This is a genomic window from Actinoplanes philippinensis, from assembly GCF_900113015.1.
GTDB lineage: Bacteria > Actinomycetota > Actinomycetes > Mycobacteriales > Micromonosporaceae > Actinoplanes > Actinoplanes philippinensis.
Window position 1 is genome coordinate 563330 of record NZ_FONV01000004.1, and the last position, 18639, is coordinate 581968.

At 74.3% G+C, this 18639-nt stretch carries 5 protein-coding genes; 2 read left to right on the forward strand and 3 right to left on the reverse strand.

The window, feature by feature from the left end; translation table 11 throughout:
- A complete protein-coding gene (locus tag BM290_RS12895; RefSeq protein WP_093613743.1) occupies window positions 1-12927 on the reverse strand; it encodes a type I polyketide synthase in 12927 nt (4308 codons plus the stop codon).
- A gap of 180 nt (window positions 12928-13107) precedes the next feature.
- Here BM290_RS12895 and BM290_RS12900 point away from each other — a divergent pair, with 180 nt between their 5' ends.
- On the forward strand, window positions 13108-13503 hold the full coding sequence (locus BM290_RS12900; RefSeq protein WP_093613426.1) for a YybH family protein: 396 nt from the start codon (window positions 13108-13110) through the stop codon (window positions 13501-13503).
- An 83-nt stretch (window positions 13504-13586) separates the two neighbouring features.
- Here BM290_RS12900 and BM290_RS12905 read toward each other — a convergent pair whose 3' ends face one another.
- Window positions 13587-14102 (reverse strand): flavin reductase family protein, encoded by a 516-nt coding sequence (locus BM290_RS12905; RefSeq protein WP_093613428.1) that lies wholly within the window; start codon window positions 14100-14102, stop codon window positions 13587-13589.
- Window positions 14103-14305: 203 nt separating this feature from the next.
- On the opposite strand from BM290_RS12905, the gene BM290_RS12910 reads away from it, so the two are divergent.
- The gene (locus tag BM290_RS12910) at window positions 14306-15883 is read left to right on the forward strand and encodes an aspartate aminotransferase family protein (protein WP_203779829.1); all 1578 of its coding nucleotides are present in this window, start codon (window positions 14306-14308) and stop codon (window positions 15881-15883) included.
- Window positions 15884-15939: 56 nt separating this feature from the next.
- Here the strand turns inward: BM290_RS12910 and BM290_RS12915 are convergent, their stop codons facing one another.
- Window positions 15940-18195: an ATP-binding protein gene (locus BM290_RS12915; RefSeq protein ID WP_177319688.1), complete on the reverse strand. Its 2256-nt coding sequence runs from the start codon at window positions 18193-18195 to the stop codon at window positions 15940-15942.
- Window positions 18196-18639: the final 444 nt, after the last annotated feature.

Here is an 18639-nt window from a genome sequence, read left to right on the forward strand (position 1 = left end):
TCACTCGGATTCGTCCAGGAGCGCGAACAGTTCCTCGTCGCTGGCGGCGGCCAGGTCGGCGCCGACCGGCCCGGAACCGGGGTGGACGATCTTCAGCAGGGTCTGGAGCCGCTCGATGAGGCCGGCGGTGTCCCCGGTCCCGTCGACGGCCGCGCGCAGGTCGTCCTCGATGCGGTCGAGGTCGGCCAGCAGCGCCCGCGCGGCGGCCTGCGGCTCGGGGGTGACCAGCCGGTCGAGGTAGGCGGCGAGAGCGCCGACGGTGGGATGGTCGAAGACCACCCCGGCCGGCAACGGGACACCGATCTCGGCGCCGATCCGGTTGCGCAGCTCGACCGCGGTCAGCGAGTCCAGGCCGAACTCCTGCAGGACCCGGTCGTCGTCCAGGGTCTGCGGGTCGGCGTAGCCGAGCACGGCGGCGACCTGCCCGCGGACCAGGCGCAACAACACGGGACGGCGTTCGGCGGCCGGGAGCGCGCCGAGCCGGGCCGTGGCCGGTTCGGCGAGCGGGGAAGGGTGTACGGCGGCAGCCGGCACGAGAGCGCGCAGCAGCGGCGGGACGACACCGGTGGCCCGCACGGCGGACAGGTCGAGGGCGGTCAGCGCGTACAGCGGCTCGGCGCCGGCGGTCGCCGTGTCGAACATCGCCATCGCCGCGTCGGTGTCGAGCGGGCGCAGGCCGAGCCGGGTCAGGCGCTGCCGGTCCGCGTCGCCGAGGTGCCCGCTCAGGTCGCTGGCCTGCGCCCACAGCCCCCAGGCGAGCGAGGTGCCGGGCAGTCCGGCGGCGTGGCGCGCGGCGGCCAGGCCGTCCAGGTAGGAGTTGCCGGCCGCGTAGGCCGCCTGTCCGGCGGTGCCGAGCAGCCCGGCGACCGAGGAGTAGAGGACGAACGCCGTCAGGTCGCGGTCGCGGGTCAGCTCGTGCAGGTTCCGGGCCGCGTCGATCTTGACGGTGAGGACCCGGGTGACCTGCTCGTCGGTCAGTCCGGTGAGCACGCCGTCGTCCACCACCCCGGCCGCGTGCACCACGGCCCGCACCGGATGCGCGTCGAGAACCGCCGCCAGGTCGGCCCGGTCGGTGACGTCGCACGCGGCGAACACGACCCGGGCGCCGGCGGCGGTGAGCTCATCGCGCAACTCCCCGGCGCCGGGTGCGTCCTCGCCGCGCCGGCTGAGCAGCACGAGGTCACGGGCGCCGTGCTGGTGCACCAGGTGCCGGGCCAGGACCTGTCCGAGGGTTCCGGTCGCGCCGGTGATCAGCACCGGTCCGGCCGTCCAGTCCGGAGCCGTGCCCGGGGCGCCCGGGGCGCGGGTCAGCCGGGGCGCCAGCAGCCGTCCCTCGCGGACGGCCAGCTGCGGCTCCGCAACGGGCAGGCCGGTCGGCGGCACCGGATCGTCATGGTCGACGTCGACGAGCACGAACCGGTCCGGGTGCTCGGTCTGGGCGGTACGGACCAGGCCCCACACCCCCGCGTGGGCGGGGCCGGCCGACCGGCGGGTCACCACGGCCAGCCGGCGGCCGGCGGTGCTCGCGTCGGCCAGCCACTCCCGCAGCCGCCGAAGCGTGGCCCGGACGGCCTCGCCCGGATCGGCGCCGGTGACCTCGTACACGTCGGCGGTGTCGAGCGGCCCTGCCACGGCCGGCACCCAGGAGACGGTCAGCAGCGGGTCGCGCAGCACCGCGCCGGACAGCGGCCGCAGGCTCAGCGTGCCGGCGCGCAGCACGGGCGCACCGGACTCGTCGTCGGCGGCCACGGCGACGGTGTCCGGGCCGGTACGGGTGAGGCGTACCCGCAGCCGGCCGGCCGCGCCCCGGTGCAGGCGCACGTCGTTCCAGCCGAACGGCACTACAGCCGGCCGATCGTCGTCCACCACCCCCGGGAGCAGCGGGTGCAGCCCGGCGTCGAGCAGCGCAGGGTGCAGCAGGAACCCGGTGTCGCCGTCGTGCTCGACCTCCGCGTACAGGTCGTCGCCGGCCGTCCACGCCCGGCGCAACCCCTGGAAGGCCGGCCCGTACGTGTAGCCGTGCCCGGCGAGCCGCTCGTAGACGCCGGTCAGGTCGGCCTCGACGGCGTCCGGCGGCCACACCAGCGGGTCCACGGCGGGCCCGGCGTCGTCCGGGACGAGTGTCGCGACCGCGTGCGGCGTCCACTCGTCCCGGTCAGCGGCGCGGGCGTGCACCTCGACGGCCCGGTTGCCACCCGCGTCCGGCGCGGCGACCAGGATCTGCAGCCGCAGGGCGCCGCCGTCCGGCACCACCAGCGGCACGGTGACGGTCAGGTCGGTGACCCGAGGGCAGCCGGTCTCCCGGCCCGCCCGCAGCAGCATCTCCAGCACCGCGGCGCCGGGCACCAGGACGGCGTCACCGACCCGGTGGTCGCCGATCCAGCCGCTCGCGGCCACGCGGCCGGTGAGCACCACGCCGCCCCGGCCGGCCAGCTCGGTGACGGTGTGCAGCAGCGGGTGGCCGAGCCCGCCGGCCCCGATGGCCTCGGCCGGCGCCGGCAGCCAGTAACGGTCGGCGCGGAAGCCGTACGTCGGCAGGCCGATCCGCCCCCCGCCGGGGAACGTCGTGGCCGGGTTCCAGTCCGCGCCGTCCAGACGCAGCCGGGCCAGGGCGACCGCGACGCTGTGCGGCTCGGAGCGGCCGGGCGGCAGCAGCGCGGCGCAGACGGCGTCCCGGCCGTCCGGCAGGCACTGCTCGGCCAGGGCGGCGAGTCCCCCGCCGGGGCCGATCTCCAGATACCTGCCGACTCCGAGGGCGTCGAGCCGGCGTACGCCGTCGAGGAACCGCACGGTCCCGCGGATGTGCCGGACCCAGTAGCCGGGGTCGCACAGCTCGTCCGGGTCGGCGACGTCACCGGTCAGGTCGGACACCAGCGGCAGGTGCGGCCGGTGGAAGGTCACCTGTTCCAGGGCGGCACGGAACTCGCCGAGCACGTCGTCCATGTGCGGCGAGTGGAACGCGTGGCTGACCGTCAACTGCCGGAACCGTACGTCCTCGGCGGCCCACATCGCGGTGAGGCGGCCGGCGGCGGACGCGTCGCCGGAGACGACGGTGGCCTGCGGGCCGTTGACAGCGGCGACCGCGAGCGCCTCCGTCAGCCCGAGACGGCGCAGGTCGTCGCGGACCCGCTCCTCGCCGGCCCGGACGGCGACCATCACCCCGCCCTCGCGTGCGGCCTCCATGAGCCGGCCGCGGGCGGCGACCACCGCGCACGCGCCGGGCAGATCCCAGAGCCCGGCGACGTGGGCGGCGCTCACCTCGCCGATCGAGTGGCCGAGCAGGTAGTCGGGGCGTACGCCGTGGTGCTCGGCCATCCGGTAGAGCGCGACCTCGACGGCGAAGAGCGCCGCCTGCGTGTACCCGGTCCGGTCCAGCAGCGCGGAGTCGGCCGAGCCGGGCTCGGCCCACAGGACCTGGCGCAACAGCCGGGGCAGGTACGGGTCGAGCACCTCGCAGATCTCGTCGAGGGCGTGGGCGAACGCGGGACTGCTGTCGTACAGCTCGCGGCCCATGCCCGGACGCTGGCTGCCCTGCCCGGTGAAGAGGAACGCCGTGCGGGCGCCGGTGTCGCGGACCGTACGGGCGGGCAGCACCGCCGGGTGCGGTGTCCCGGCGGCCAGCGCGTCGAGGGCGGCGAGGGGGTCGTCGCCGACGACGGCGGTCCGATGCTCCAGCAACGGCCGGGTGGCCAGGGTGTAGCCGACGTCGGCCGGGTCGGTGTCCGGATGCTCCTCGAGGTACTCCCGCAACCGCAGCACCTGACGCCGCAGCCCCGCCTCGTCCCGAGCCGACAGCACCCACGGCACCACAGGCAGCGCCCGCTTCGGGGTGGGCCCCGGCTCCGGTTCCGGGCCCTGCTCCAGAATGACGTGCGCATTGGTGCCACTGATCCCGAACGACGACACCGCCGCCCGCCGCACCCGGCCCTCCACCGGCCACGGCCGCGCCCGCGACAACAACCGGACACCCGAGGCATCCCAATCCACCTGCGACGACGCAACCTCACCATGCAACGACCGCGGCATCAACCCGTACCGCATCGCCTGCACCATCTTGATCACACCACCCACACCCGCCGCAGCCTGGGCATGCCCGATGTTCGACTTCAACGACCCCAACCACACCGGCCGGCCCGCCCGCCCATACGTGGCCTGCAACGCCCGCACCTCGATCGGATCACCCAACCGCGTACCCGTCCCATGACCCTCGACCACATCCACATCAGCCGCAGACAGACCGGCCACCGCCAGCGCCCGACCGATCACCCGCTCCTGCGCCGGACCACTCGGCGCCGTCAACCCATTCGACGCACCGTCCTGATTCACCGCCGAACCCCGCACCACCGCCAACACCCGACGACCCGACGCCACCGCCTCCGACAACCGCTGCACCAACACCAACCCGACACCCTCGGACCAGCCCGTGCCCCGCGCATCATCGGCATACGAACGACACCGGCCATCCACCGCCAAACCACGCTGACGCGAGAACTCCACAAACGTGTTCGGCGACGACATCACCGTCACCCCACCCGCCACCGCCAGATCACACTCACCCCGCCGCAACGCCGCCACCGCCCAGTGCAACGCCACCAACGACGACGAACACGCCGTATCCACCGTCACCGCCGGACCCTCAAGACCGAACGTGTACGCCACCCGCCCCGACACGACGCTGGACAGGTTGCCGGTGAGCAGGAAACCCTCCAGTTCGGGCGGGGCGCTGCGACGGCCGGCCGCGTAGTCGTCGTACATGGCGCCGGTGAACACGCCGGTGTTCGAACCGCGCAGCGTCGCCGGATCGACGCCGGCGTCCTCGAACAGCTCCCACGTGGTCTCCAGCAGCAGCCGCTGCTGCGGGTCGGTGGCGGCGGCCTCGCGCGGTGACATGCCGAAGAACTCGGCGTCGAACCGGTCGGCGTCGTACAGGAACCCGCCGTGCCGCGTGATCGACGTCCCGGGATGATCCGGATCCGGGTCGTACAGACCGGCCACGTCCCAGCCCCGGTTCACCGGGAACTCCCCGACCGCGTCCACCTCCTCGGTCACCAACCGCCACAGGTCCTCCGGCGACCCCACCCCACCCGGGAAACGACACGCCATCCCCACGATCGCGATCGGCTCGTCGGCCACCTCCGCGATCACCGACACCACCGGCGCGGGCTCATCGGCGCCGCCGAGCTGGGCGGTCAGGTAGGCGGCGAGCGCCTCCGGAGTGGGATGGTCGAAGACCACGGTGGCCGGCAGGCGCAGGCCGGTCGCCTCGCCGAGCCGGTTGCGCAGCTCCACCCCGCCCAGCGAGTCGAGACCCAGCTCACGGAAGGCCCGGCGGGCGTCGACACGGTCGGCGCTGCGATGTCCGAGAACCGTGGCGGTCGCCTCGCGGACCAGGTCCAGGGCCCCCTCGCGATGGTCGCGCACCGGGGCGGCGGCCGGCACGACCGGGCGCGGCCGGTACCGGGCCGGTGCGACGAGGGCCGCGTCGGCACCGACCGCGGCGTCGAACAGGGCCAGCCCGTCGGCGGCGCTGAGCGGCGCGAACCCGGCCCGCCGCCAGCGGGCCAGATCGGACTCGCCGAGGCCGGCGCCCATTCCGGCGGAGTCGTCCCACAGTCCCCAGGCGAGCGAGACCGCGGGCATCCCGGCGGCGCGGCGGTGAGCGGCCAGGGCGTCCAGGAACGTGTTCGCGGCCGCGTAGTTGGCCTGCCCGGGGGTGCCGACCAGGCCGGACACCGACGAGAACAGCGCGAACAGCGACGGCGGGTGGTCCCGGGTGAGCTCGTGCAGGTGCCAGGCCGCGTCGATCTTCGGGCGCAGCACGGTGGCGATCTGCTCGTCGGTCAGGGTGTCGACGGTCGCGTCGGCGAGCACGCCGGCGGTGTGCAGGACACCGGTCAACGGGTGCCCGGCCGGGATCTCGGCCAGGACGCGGGCGAGCTGGGCGCGGTCGGCCGCGTCGGCCGCGGCCACACGTACCCGGGCGCCGTCGGCGGTGAGATCGTCGACGAGGCCGGACACGCCGGGGGTGGCCGGGCCGCGGCGGCTCAGCAGCAGCAGATGGCGTACGCCGTACGCGCTCACCAGATGACGCGCGAACCGGGCGCCGAGCCCGGCCGTGCCGCCCACGATGAGCACCGTCCCCTCCGGATCCGGCCGCCAGGCCGTGGTGACCGGGGGCGCGGCCGGGACCAGCCGCGGCGCGTACAGCCGATCGCGGCGGACCGCAACCTGCGCCTCTCCGGTCGCCAGCGCCCGGCGCAGCCCGCTGTCGGCGTCGGCTGTCTCGTCCAGGTCGACCAGCACGACCCGGCCGGGGTGCTCGCTCTGCACCGAGCGCACCAGTCCCCACGCCGGGGCGGCGCCGAGACCGGGCACGTCCTCGCCGGGCAGCACCGGCACGGCGTTGCGGGTGACGACGGCGAGGATCTCGTCGCCGTCCCACCGGTCACGGATGAGCCGGACCAGGTCGAGGGCCGTGGCGTGCGCCTGTCCGGGCAGGTCACCGCCGCTGTCGACGGGAACGACGGTCACGGCCGGTGGGGTGATCGCGGGGCGCACCTCGGCCCAGTCGACGGTGTGCAGGCGGGCGTCGGTGGCGGTGACCGGGCGTACCGTGACCGATTGGACCGTCGCCACCGCGGACCCGTCGCCGGCGGTGAGCCTCAACCCGGCAGCGTCCGGGCCCGCCGGGAGGATCCGGACCCGGGCGCCGGTCGCGCCGGGCACGGCGACCTGCAGCCCGGCGATCACGAACGGCAGGTCGACGGTGTCCGTGTCAGCGGACCGGCCCGACAGGCGCTGCCAGATCAGGGCGTGCAGCGCCGAGTCGAGCAGCACCGGGTGCAGGCCGTATCCGGCGGCGGTGTCACGCACCCCGTCCGGCAGGCTTATCTCGGCGTGGACGCCGGAGCTGTCGTGCCACAGCGCGCGCAGCCCGCGGAAGTCCGGGCCGTAGTGGTAGCCGGCGTCGGCGAGCCGGGCGTAGACGTCGGCGACCGGCACCGCTGTCGCGCCCGGCGGCGGCCACGATCCGGCCGCGCCGGCGGGCTCCGGCGCCGGCGCGGTCAGCAGGCCGGTGGCGTGCCGGGTCCACTGTTCGTCACCGGTGTCCGGCGTGGCGTGCACGGTGAACGCACGGCCGCCGTCACCGGCTGGGGCGTCGACGGTGATCTGCACGCGCACCGGCACGTCCAGCCGCAGCGGCGCCTCCAGAGTCAGCTCCGCCATCCGCGGCGTGCCGCAGGCCAGCCCCGCGCTCAGCGCCAGCTCGGCGAAGGCAGCCGCGGGCAGCAGCGCGCCCGCTCCGACGACGTGGTCGGCGAGCCACGGCTGCTCGTCCACCGACAGCCGGCCGAGCAGGACCGTCTCGTCGCGCCCGGCGATGCCGGTGCGGGCGGTCAGCAGCGGATGCCCGGCCGGCGTCAGGCCGAGGGTGCGCACGTCGCCACCGCTCTCCGGCGCGGGCCAGAACCGTTCCCGCTGGAACGGATAGGTGGGCAGGTCGACGCCGGGACCGCGGGGCGCCAGGCGGCCGAGATCGACGGGTACGCCGTGCACGTACATCCGTGCCAGGGCCAGAGCCACCGACCGGGTGTCGGAGTGCCCGCGGCGCAGCACCGCGATCGCTGTCACGTCGTCCGGCCGGGTCCGCGCCGCCAGGGGTGCGAGCACCGCGTCCGGGCCGACCTCGACCATCAGCCCGGCGCCGGCGTCGGCCAGTGCGGCGACCGCGTCGGCGAAGCGGACCGTCTCACGGATCTGCCGGGTCCAGTACCCGGGCGTGGTGATCTCGTCCCCGGCCGGCCGGCCGCTCACCGTGGAGACCAGCGGCAACCGGGGCTCGTGGTAGGTGACCTGCTCGGCGACGGCCCGGAACTCGTCCAGCGCCTCGTCCATGTGTGCGGAGTGGAAGGCGTGGCTGACGGTCAGCATGCGGGTACGGCGGCCCCGCGCGGCCCAGCGCCCGGCGAGCGCGGTGACCGCGCCGGCGTCACCGGAGACGACCACGGCGTCGGGGGCGTTGATCGCGGCGAGGCTGACACCGGCGGTCAGATCCGGTTCGATCTCCGCCACGGTGGCCTGGACGGCCGCCATGACGCCACCCTCGCGTGCGGCCCGCATCGCCCGGCCCCGCGCGGCGACCAGGCGGGCGGCGTCCTGCAACGACCAGAGCCCGGCGAGGTACGCGGCGGCCAGTTCCCCGATCGAGTGCCCGGCGACCAGACCGGCCCGCAGCCCGTGGTGCTCCAGCAGCCGGGCCACCGCGACCTCGACCGCGAACAGGGCGGGCTGGGCCCAGTCGGTACGGTCGACCAGGTCCGCCCCGTCGTGCACCACCTCGCGCAGCGGCCGGTCCAGATACGGCGCGAACGCGTCGCACACCTCGTCGAAGGCGGCCGCGAAGACCGGATCGGACTCGTACAGCTCGCGGCTCATCCCCGGGTACTGCGCGCCCTGCCCGGTGCACAGCAGCGCTGCCGGCCCGGGTCCCTGCGCCTCGCCGGCCACGACGTCCGGGTGCGGGCTGCCGCCGGCGACCGCGGCCAGCCCGTCGAGCAGGTTTCCGGCGCCGAGGACGACGGCGCGGTGCTCGAAGGCGGCGCGCCCGGCAGCGAGCGTCCGGGCGATCGCGGCAGGCTCCTCCCCCGGCGCTGCGCTGACGCGTTCGTGCAGGCGGCGGGCATGCTCGGCCAGGGCGGCAGGGCTGCGCCCGGACACCGCGAAGACGAGGGGGTACGGCCCGGCCGGCTCGGCGGCGACCGGACGCGGATCGTCGTCGCCCTCCTCGATGACCACGTGCGCGTTGGTGCCGCTGATCCCGAACGACGACACGGCGGCCCGCCGCGGCCGGTCGCCGCGGGGCCACCGCTGCTCGTCGGTCAGCAGGCGGATCCCACCGGCCGTCCAGTCGACGTGGTCGGTGGGCCGGTCCACGTGCAGGGTTCGCGGCAGGCGCTCGTGCCGCAGGGCCTGCACCATCTTGATCACCCCGCCGACACCCGCGGCGGCCTGGGTGTGGCCGACGTTCGACTTGAGCGAGCCCAGCCACACCGGGTGACCGGCCTGCCCGTACGTCGCCTGCAGCGCCTCCGCCTCGATCGGGTCGCCGAGCCGGGTGCCGGTGCCGTGCGCCTCCACCGCGTCGACGCCGGTCACGTCCAGGCGGGCGTCGGCGAGCGCGTCGCGGATCACCCTCTCCTGGGCCGGGCCGCTGGGGGCGGTGAGGCCGTTGGAGGCGCCGTCGGAGTTGACCGCGCTGCCCCGGATCACCGCGAGGACCCGGTGGCCGCGGCGGCGCGCGTCGGAGAGCCGCTCGATCAGCAGCACACCGGCGCCCTCCGCCCACGAGGTGCCGTCGGCGGCCGCGGCGAACGACTTGCTGCGGCCGTCCGGAGCCAGCCCCCGCTGCCGGGAGAACTCGACGAACATCCCGGGGCCGGACATCACCGTGACGCCGCCCGCGAACGCGAGAGTGGACTCGCCGTCGCGTACCGACCGGACCGCCAGGTGCAGGGCCACCAGCGACGACGAGCAGGCGGTGTCGACGGTGACCGCCGGGCCGTGCAGACCCAGCTGGTAGGCGATGCGGCCGGACATCACACTCGCGGTGGTGCCGGTCAGCACGTGCCCGTCGACCTCGGTCCCGGCGGTGTGCATGCGCGGCCCGTAGTCGAGGTGCGTGCCGCCGACGTACACGCCGGTGCGGGTACCGCGCAGCGAGTGCGGGTCGATGCCGGCACGTTCGGCGGCCTCCCACGCGGTCTCCAGCAGCAGTCGCTGCTGGGGGTCCATGGCGAGCGCCTCACGCGGCGAGATGCCGAAGAAGCCGGCGTCGAACAGCGGCGCGTCGTAGAGGAACCCGCCCTGGTCGACGTAGCTGTGGCCGGACCGGTCCGGATCGGGGTCGTGCAGGCTCGCGTCCCAGCCGCGGTCGTCCGGGAACGCGCCGACCGCGTCGGCGCCGTCGGCGACCAGGCGCCACAGATCCTCGGGGGACGCGACACCACCCGGATACCGGCAGGCCATGCCGATGATGGCGACGGCGTCGTCATCATCGGTGGCGGGCCGGGGCGCCGCGGTGTCCGGCTGGTCGTCGCCGCTCCCGGCCAGGTGGGCGACCAGTTCGTCGATGGTGGGACGGTCGTAGATCAGCCCGGCGGACAGCGGGCGCCCGGTCGCGGCGGCCAGCGCGTCCCGCAGTTCCACGCCCATCAGCGAGTCGAAGCCGAGATCGCGGAAGGTGGCGGTGGTGTCGAGCCGCTGCCCGGGAGCGGCGCCGAGCACGGCCGCCGCGTGGTCGTGAACCAGGGCGGCCAGGTCGCGGCCGGCACGGGGCGGTGCGGTGGCCGCTGCCGGCGCGGCGTCCGTGCGGGGCCGTGCGGTGGCCGCCACCGGCGTGGTGCCGGCGGTGTCGAACCAGTGGCGGCGGCGCTGGAAGGCGTACGTCGGTAGGCCGGCGCGCGGTCCCGCACCGCAGACGGCCGCCCAGTCCACCGGCACCCCGCGCACGAACGCCTGGGCAAGCGCGGTGGTGAAGGTCCGCGGTTCGTCACGGCCGGCCCGCAACAGAGGCACGGCACCGGCCCCGGGCAGGGCCGCGGCGATCATCGCGCTGCACACCCCGTCGGGGCCCATCTCCAGATATGTGGTGACGTCCTCGGCCGCCAGGGTCCGGATCGCGTCGAGGAACCGAACCGGCCGGCGCACCTGCGAACTCCAGTAGCCGGGGTCGGTCGCCTCGTCGTCGCGCAGCGCCCGGCCGTGCACGGTGGAGATCACCGGGATCCGCGGCGGGCGCGGCGACAATCCGGACACGACGGAGTGGAACTCCGCCAGCATCGGGTCCATCAGCGCCGAGTGGAACGCGTGGCTGACCGTCAGCCGGCGGGTGCGGTGCCCGGCGGCCCGGAACACCTCGGCCAGGTCCGTGACGGCGGACTCGGCGCCGGACACGACCACCGCGGACGGGCCGTTGACGGCGGCGATGTCCACACCGGCGGTCAGCCGCTCGCGTACCACCGCCTCACTCGCCTCGACGGCGACCATCGCGCCGCCGCCCGGCAGCGCCTGCATGAGCCGGCCCCGGGCGGCGACCAGGGCCGCCGCGTCGGCCAGGGAGAACACCCCGGCGACGTGCGCGGCGGCGATCTCCCCGATGGAGTGCCCGGCCACGTGGTCGGCGCGCACCCCCCACGACTCGGCCAGGCGGTAGAGGGCGACCTCGACGGCGAAGAGTGCCGGCTGGGTGAACCCGGTGTCGTCCAGCCCGTCCCCGGAGTCGATGACCTCGGCCAGCGGCCGGGGCAGCAGCGGGTCCAGGTGAGCGGCGATCTCGTCGAACGCCTCGGCGAAACGCGGGTACGCCGCGTACAGCCGCCGGCCCATGCCGGCCCGCTGGCTGCCCTGGCCGGTGAAGACCGCCGCCACCGGTCCGGGTGTGGCGATACCGGTCACCAGGTTCGGCGCTGGGCGTCCGTCGGCCGCCGCGTCGAGCGCTGCAGGGTCGGCGTCGAGAATGACCGCGCGGTGCTCGAAGACGGTACGGGTCGAGGCAAGCGCCCGCGCGACGTCGGCGGGCCGGGCGTCGTCGTCGCCGCGCAGACGGTCACGTAGCCGGGCCGCCTGTGCGGGCAGCGCGCCGCTCCGAGCGGTGACCACCCAGGGCAGCACCGGCGGCACCGGGTCCTCCGGTCGCTGTGGCGACCCGGGGGCCTCGGTCAGCACGACATGGCAGTTGACGCCGCCCATGCCGAACGAGCTGACGCCGGCGATCAACTGTCGCTCCGGGTCGGGCCACGGACCGTGCCGCTGCTGGACGGCGAGGCCGAGGTCGGCGAACGGGATGGCCGGGTTCGGCTCGTTGAAGTTGCGGCTCGGCGGCAGCTGCCGGTGGGTGAGCGCGAGCAGCACCTTGAGCAGCCCGACGATGCCGGCGGCCGCCTCGAGGTGGCCGACGTTGGTCTTCGCCGAGCCGATCCGCAGCGCCTCCCCGGCCGGGCGGCCGGCGCCCAGGGCGACGCCGAGCGCCTCGGCCTCGATCGGGTCGCCGACCGGGGTGCCGGTGCCGTGCGCCTCGACGTACTGGACCTGGCGGGTGTCGACGCCGGCCCGGCGATACGCCTCGCGGAGCAGATCGGCCTGCGCGTCGGCACGGGGGACGGTCAGCGCGGGTGCCGCGCCGCCGTGGTTGACGGCGCTGCCACGGATGACGCCGTAGATGCGGTCGCCGTCGGCGCGGGCCTTCGCCAAGGGCTTGAGGACCACGAGCGCGGCGCCCTCACCGGGGGCGAAACCGTTGGCGCGAGCGTCGAAGGCATAGCTCTCGCCGTCCGGGGAGAGCGCGCCGAACCGCTGCTCGGTGAGGTGGTCACCGAGCAGCGCCAGGTTGACGCCGGCGGCGAGGGCGAGGTCGGCCTCACCGGTGCGCAGGCTCTCCCCGGCCAGGTGGACGGCGACCAGCGAGGAGGCCTGCGCGGTGTCCACGGTGACGCTGGGCCCGCGCAGGTCGAGGAAGTAGGAAACCCGGTTGGCGATGACGCCCCGGCTGAGGCCGGTCATCGAGTGCTGGGTGATGGCCTGTTCGCCGTGCCGGCGCACCAGATGGGCGTAGTCGTCGCGCAGGGCGCCCACGTACACCGCGGTGCGGCTGCCGGCCAGGGTCGCCGGGACGATCCCGGCGTCCTCGAGCCCCTCCCAGGCCAGCTCCAGCAGCAGGCGCTGCTGCGGGTCGACGGCGGCGGCCTCGCGCGGCGAGATGCCGAAGAACGCGGCGTCGAAGTCGCCGACGCCGTCGAGGCGGCCCGCCCGGGCGCCGTCGTCGCCGGTCCGCAACCCGCTGGCGCCGGCGGCGAGCAGCTCCCAGAACGCGCCGGGGTTCGAGGCGCCGGGCAGCCGGCAGGACATGCCGACGACTGCGATCTCGTTCATCATCCGCCTTCCGGGTGGATCTGTGGATCTCCCACCCTCCCGGCCGCTCCTCAGCAGGTGGTAACGAGGCGGTAACCCAAGGTGGATGAGCGGCCCGTTGCCCGGCGGTGGGGCCGGCGACACCGCACCCGGTTAGCGTCGGCCACCGACGACTTCGGACACCGCACAAGGGAGCACGCCATGACCGTCACCCACCAGCAGCTGGTCGACGCCGCGCGCGAGCACGGCGAGCGTTACGTCGAGGCGTTCAACTCGGGCGACGTCGACACGATCAACGCCATGTACACCGAGGACGCGATCTCCGTGTGGGAGCCGGGCAACCCGCAGACCGGGCAGGCGCGGCGCGACTCCCTCGCAGAATTCATCAGCCAGAAGCCGCGCATGACCGCCACGTTGCAGGAGTCGCACGTCACCGGCGACACCGCCCTGCTCGTTGTCAACTGGGCGATCGACGTGACCACCCCGGAAGGCGAGCAGCACCTGGAGGGCGTCGGCCTGGACGTGCTGCGCCTGGGCGCCGACGGCCAGTGGCTGTTCGCCGTCGACAACCCCTTCGGCCAGACCCCGACCGCCTGACCGCATCCACCCGGCCCGGCCGACCGGGCGCACGACAGCGAGGTCCGCCCCGGCATCGGGGCGGACCTCGCACGTGCGACCGGTCACTCCGCCGGCGTCGGGGCTGCTCCCGGACGGAACCCGCCGTCGAAGAAGATCAGTCCGTCGGCGCCGGAGCCGCGCAGGCTGCCGACCACCGCGCCGATGAAGATCGAGTGGTCGCCGGAGTCGTGCGAGTCGGCCAGCTCGCATTCGATCCACGCCAGCGCCCCGCCGAGCAGCGGCGCTCCAGTTCGCGCCCCGGGACGCCAGTCGAACGCCTCGAACTGCCGCGCGCCCAGTGGCCGGCTCTTGTCCGCGAAGTAGCGCGCGTGCCGCTCCTGGTCGGCGGCCATGATGGAGATCGCGAAGCGGCGCTCCGAATTGATCGACTTGTGCATGACCGCGCTGTGCGCCACGCAGCAGAGCACCTGCGCGGGTTCGAGCGACACCGAGCTGAAGGCGTTGGCGGTCATGCCGTGCGGGTGCTCGCCACCGACGGTGACGACGACGACGCCGGTGGCGAACATCGACATGACCTCGCGCATGGTCGCCGGCACGGGCAATTCCTGAAGGGACATCGCTGCTCCCGTCCGAGGGGACTCACGATCGACCGTAATCGTCCCGTGGCGGTCGGTATCCACCCCGAGGTCATCGTGTGGCAATCCCACGCCCCGGCCGCCACTTACCGGGCCGAGACCGCACACTGCCGGGCCGAAGGCGGGCCGCCGGTAACGTCCGGCCGCAGACGGCCTGTACCTGCTGACGCGGACGAGGAGTCCCGATGACCACCACCGAATCCCGCACCACCGAGCTGGCCGAGCCGCAGATGCTCGGCTTCCTCGCCCAGCTCGGCATCGACGTCGAGTTCACCCGGGCCGAGGGGGACACGTTGTTCTACCGCGACGCCGGCGGCCGGGAGGTGCCGGTGCTCGACTTCGCCGGCGGTTACGGCGCGCTGATCCTCGGCCACAACCATCCGGAGATCGTCGGCGCCGCCCACGAGTTCCTCTCCGCCGGGCGGCCGGTGCTGGCCCAGGCCTCACGGCAGAGTGACCCGGCTGCCGTCGTCGGTCTGCTCAACACGATTCTGCGCCGTGAGTTCGGGGACCCGGAGCCGTACTACGGCGTCTTCGCCAACAGCGGGGCCGAGGCGGTCGAGGTGGCCATGAAGCACGCCGAGTTCGCCCGGGTGCTACGCGTGCGGGAGCTGCTCACCGAGATCGAGACACACCTGACCGACGCCGTGGAGGCGGTCCGCTCGGGCGCCGCGCGAGTGCCGGAGCAGGTTCTACGCGACCTGGGCGTCGCGCCCGGCGACGGCCTCGACGCCGCCGCCGAGCGAGTTCGCGCCGCCGCGGCCGCCTGCGCCGCGCGGCCGCCGGTGTTCCTCACCTTCGCCGGTTCCTTCCACGGCAAGCTGGCCGGCTCGATCCAGCTGACCCACAACGCGGACTTCCGTGTCCCGTTCGCGGGGATGGCGGCCGGTGCCCGGTTCATCGCGTTCGAGGAACCCGGCGCGGTCGCCCGGGCGGTCGAGGCCGAGCGTGCCGAAGTGCCGGAGCTGCTGGTCGACGGGGACGAGATCCGGCTGGCACGACGTCCGTTCCCGGTTGTCGCCGCTTTCGTCCTGGAGGTGATCCAGGGTGAGGGCGGCATCCGGACGGTGTCGGCGCCGATCGCCGCCGAGGTGCGCGCGGCCGCCGACGCGGCCGGGTTCCCGGTCGTGGTCGACGAGATCCAGAGCGGGATGGGCCGCACCGGCGCGTTCTTCGCCGCCGCGCACCTCCAGCTGCGGCCGGACTACGTCGTGCTGGCCAAAGGGCTCGGTGGCGGACTGGCCAAGACCGCGCTCACCCTGATCCGCGAGAGCTTCTACCGCCCCGATTTCGAACTCCTGCACAGTTCGACGTTCGCCCGCGACGGGTTCTCCACCGCGTTGGCGCTGCGGGCGCTCAGAGTGCTGGAGGCGGACGGCGGCGCGGTGTACCGGCTGGCCGAGCGGGCCGGCGAGCGGCTGCGGGGCACGCTGGAGAAGGTCCGCGCCGACTTCCCGGACATCGTGGCCGAGGTGCGTGGCCGCGGCCTGATGCTCGGCGTCGAGTTCCACGAGCAGTCGGCGTCGCCGCTGCATCCGCTGCGTGAGGCGGACACCGCCGGGATCCTGGGCTACGTGTTCTCCGGCTACCTGTTCGGGGCGCACCGGATCCGTACCTTCCCGACCGCGAGCGCGGTCCGCACGTTGCGCCTGGAGCCGTCGGCCCATCTCGATGACGAGTCGATCGCCGAGCTGGACGGCGCGCTGCGCACCCTGTGCACGCTGTTGCGGGCCGGGGACCCGCGGCTGTTCGGCGTCGTGTGATCAGGCCGTCCCGGGCCGCCCCGTGCCGGCCCGGGACGGCGGGCCCGGCGCCCGGCTCAGCCGGTCACGCACGAGGTCGCCTTGGCACTCAGGTATCGCGGCGCCCGCATGGCAAGCAGCGAGCGCAGGTGCCGGCGTCGCTCGTCGGGCTGGGCGTCCGGGCTCGCCCCCAGCAGCTGACGCAGCCAGCCACTCACGCCGCGCGCCGCCTGCCCTTCCGCGGAGTCCAGCAGCCGATCCACCGCCGTGTCGGAGAGCGCGTCGAGGGTCAGCGTGGTGATGTGCCGCTTGCCCCCGCCCCAGCCGGGTCGCACGTCGAGCAGGCTCGGCTGGGCCGAGGCGACCACGAGCAGCGGCACGTCGGAGAAGTCTGCCAGGCCGTTGACCAGGGTGAGTACGTCGTCGCCGGCCCGGTGGAGGTCGTCGATCAGCAGCACCAGCGGCCGGTCCAGAGGCACATGCTCCAGGAACTGGCGCCATGCGCCGAGCTCGGTCTGCAGGTCGCCGAGGTGGTCGCGGCCGGCGTCCGGGTCGACGTAGGGCAGCAGGCACGCGGCGAGGGTTCGATTCCGGTCCGGGTCGGCGACGAGGTTGCGCAGGGCGCGTTCGAGCTTCGCCTTCCGTACGCCGGTGGAATCGTCCCCGTAGACCTCGCACAGCGCCAGGACCAGCTCGCGCTGGAGGGCGAAGACGTCGTCCTCGGCCCGATCGGCGACCTCGCCGGACACCGGGAACCGGGCCACGTGTGCGCGGCCACCGATGACGTGCCGCAACTCGGCCAGGAAACGGCTCTTGCCGGTGCCGGACTCACCGAGGATGGTCACCAGGTGCGGGGTGACCCGGTACCGCGCCCGCTCCAGCAGATCGCAGACCAGGGAGAGCTCGAACTCGCGCTCGACCAGCGGCATCCCGTCGTACGCCGCCTCGTCGAAGCGCAGCCCCCGCACCGCCCATTCACCCGGCTGGGCCAGGCGGTCGCTGCGGTAGACGTCGTCGACGTCGCACCGGGTCTCGTCGCAGATCCGGATCTCACTGTCGCCGGCACGGGCCAGCAGCGCGTGGCACCGGTCGAGGACCTGGCCGGTGGCCGAGGTGAGCGCTCCCCCGGCGGGCGACTCGTATCGCACCAGCGCCGACCCGGTGACCACGGCGGCGCGGAACCGCACCGGCGGGCGGGTCTGGTCACCGACGGGCTCGGTCAGGTGGTCGCGTACGGCCAACGCCGCGAAGACGGCGCGCTGGGCGCCGTCCTGGCCGTTCCCGGCCGGGAAGACGGCCATCGAGATCGGACCGATCGCCGCCGTGGCCTGTCCGCCGAGCTGCTCCACGTGGCGGCGGGCGTCGTCGGCGACGCCGGCGAGCAGCGCGTCCGCGTCGGGTTGCCCGGCCGCGCCGCTCTCCTCGTCCACCTGGGTGCTCACCAGCAGAACGCTCACCGGCCGACGGGCGCTGACGTCGACGGCGACCGGCCCGGCCTGCGGTGAGGTCTCCGGTATCCGCGGCGCGGGGATCCGGACCGGGACCGGTTCGACGGGCGGCGCGGCCAGCACCACCGGTTCGCCGGCCGCCGCGGCGTCCAGGTCGAGCGCCGGGTCCTGCGCCAGGATCGCGGTGTGCAGCACCTGCAGGTCCCGGCCGGGTTCCAGGCCGAGCTCCTCGACGAGCGTGGCGCGCACCCGCCGGTAGACGTTGAGCGCATCTGCCTGCCGTCCACTGCGGTAGAGCGCGAGCATCAGCTGCTGGCAGGAGCGCTCCCGGATGTTGACGCCACAGACCATGGTCTCCAGATCGGCGAGCACACTCTGGTGCTGGCCGCAGGCGAGGCGGGCCTCGAAGTAGTCCTCCAGGGCGTCCAGCCGTGAATTCTCCACCGCGGTCAGCTCGGGCCAGACGATGTCGGCCTCGGTGAGGTCGGCCAGCGCCGGGCCCCGCCACAGATCGAGCGCCTGGCGCAGCATCGTGGCCGCGGCGGCGGGCTCGCCCCAGGCGAGGCGCTCGCGGCCGGCGTCGACCTGCGTCTGGAACTGGACGAGATCCACGTCCTCCGGCGGGACCACCAGCTTGTAGCCGGGCGACTGGGTCACCAGCTCGACCGGACCCGCGTCCTCGGCCGACAGGACCCGGCGCAGACCCCACACCGCGTTCTGCAGGATCTTGCGGGCCGAGACCGGCGCGTCGTCGGCGGGCCAGAGCGCGTAGAGCAACTGACTGGTGGCGACCACCCGATTGGAACGCAACAGCAGGTATCCGAGAGCCGCGCGCTGCTTGGTCCCTCCCAGCGGCACCGCGCTGCCCTCGTGCACCACTTCCATCGGCCCAAGGACACCGAATCGCATGCTCTCCCCCGAAGAACGTTTTTACAAAGGGTGACCATCTATGTCTATATCGTTACCTCAAAGTCGCGCACCCTTCCGGTGAGTTGCACCACAAAAAACATTTTCCTGGCAGGCAGAATGCGCCCGTACAAAGAAGTTGAATTGCTGTAAGAGACACTTCAGGAATGTTACGGGCCGGTTTCTCGTCGGGATTTCCGGAACCGCGTCACCGATCGGCGCCCCACCGGCGCCGTCGCCGGTGCGCGCCGTGCCTCACGATCGAGACCGCCTCCTCCACCCACACCGAATCGGACTCTAGTGGGCCACCCGCCACAAAAGTAAGTACGGACTCCAAGGTAAGTACCCCACTCCGGCCTCCCCCCGAGCCCACCGGTGAGTAACCAGTCGAGCACCGAACGTCGCATCTGGACGGTTACCGCG